The 1,075-nt window shown below is 48.9% G+C and carries 1 protein-coding gene; it reads left to right on the top strand.

The window, feature by feature from the left end:
* Positions 1-18: 18 nt before the first annotated feature.
* A complete protein-coding gene (locus PEH01S_RS34295; protein WP_025852473.1) occupies positions 19-966 on the top strand; it encodes a tyrosine-type recombinase/integrase in 948 nt (315 codons plus the stop codon).
* The last annotated feature ends 109 nt before the right edge of the window (positions 967-1,075 follow it).

The following is a 1,075-nucleotide window of genomic DNA, read 5'->3' as shown; positions in this document are numbered from 1 at the left end:
AAAAAGAAAGGAGACCTTATGCAAACCCTGCTCGCTCAAATCCATCTTCCCGAACAATTGGAACAAACCGAAAAATACACGGACGAACAAATCGTCAACATGTTTCTGACGACTTGCTCCCGATCTCCGTATACGATGAGAAATTACCGCAACGCCATCGCCAAATTCCGCCGTTTTATCGGCGACAAATCGTTACAGGATGTGACATGGAGGGAAATCGAGGTCTATAAAATCGGCCTGCTGGAAGGGCTGTTAAGCCGCGCCAACAAGCCTCAAGCTCCGGCGACGGTGGCCATACATATTGCGCCTTTGCGCTCACTTTACAAATGGGGGAGCGACCCGAACATCGGCATGTTCAAGCATAATCCGACCACCTGCATCCGCATCCCCAAAATCCCCGTGAACAGCAAAAATCATTATTTGACGAAGGGCGAAGTGCTTCGTTTGTTCGAGCAGTTAAAGCTGCAAGGGCTGCGCGATTACGTGATCGGAGTCACGCTGGTGCTGCTCGGCATCCGGGTATCGGAGCTGGTTTCGATTCAATGGAACCATTTTCACACGGACCCCGAAGGTGCTTCCATGTGGCTTACGATTCGTGGCAAAGGCGATAAAGAACGTGAAGTCAAAGTGCCGCATATGCTGTGGACGCTGCTCCAAGCCTACGGAGCAACAAGGCCGGGGCAGATTGGACCGGAGGACAAGCTGTTTCCGTTATCCGTCCGCATTGTCGAAAAAATTATCAAGAAAGCCCGCGAGCAATGCGGTTTGGAGAAGAAAGCGACTCCTCACTGGCTCCGCCATACGAACGCGACCCTCGCCCTCCTGCGCGGCGCTTCCTTGCAGCAGGTGCAGGAATCGCTCGGGCATACGCACATCAATACCACACAGCGCTATCTCCATACGGTCCAGCAAATAAAAAAAGCAGCCCCCGACTATGTCGAAGACTGCTTCAAAGATAGTTTATAGGCATTTCATCCTATGTTTTTCCATAATTCTCTTGTTTCATTGGTTAATATTGACTATAATACAAAAAAGAAATATTTGTAGAAATAGTATGAATTTCATAAAAAAATGT

Source organism: Paenibacillus ehimensis NBRC 15659, assembly GCF_004000785.1.
Taxonomy (GTDB): domain Bacteria; phylum Bacillota; class Bacilli; order Paenibacillales; family NBRC-103111; genus Paenibacillus_G; species Paenibacillus_G ehimensis.
The sequence above is the reverse complement of the archived record's forward strand: the minus strand, read 5'-3'. Positions and strand labels throughout refer to the sequence as shown.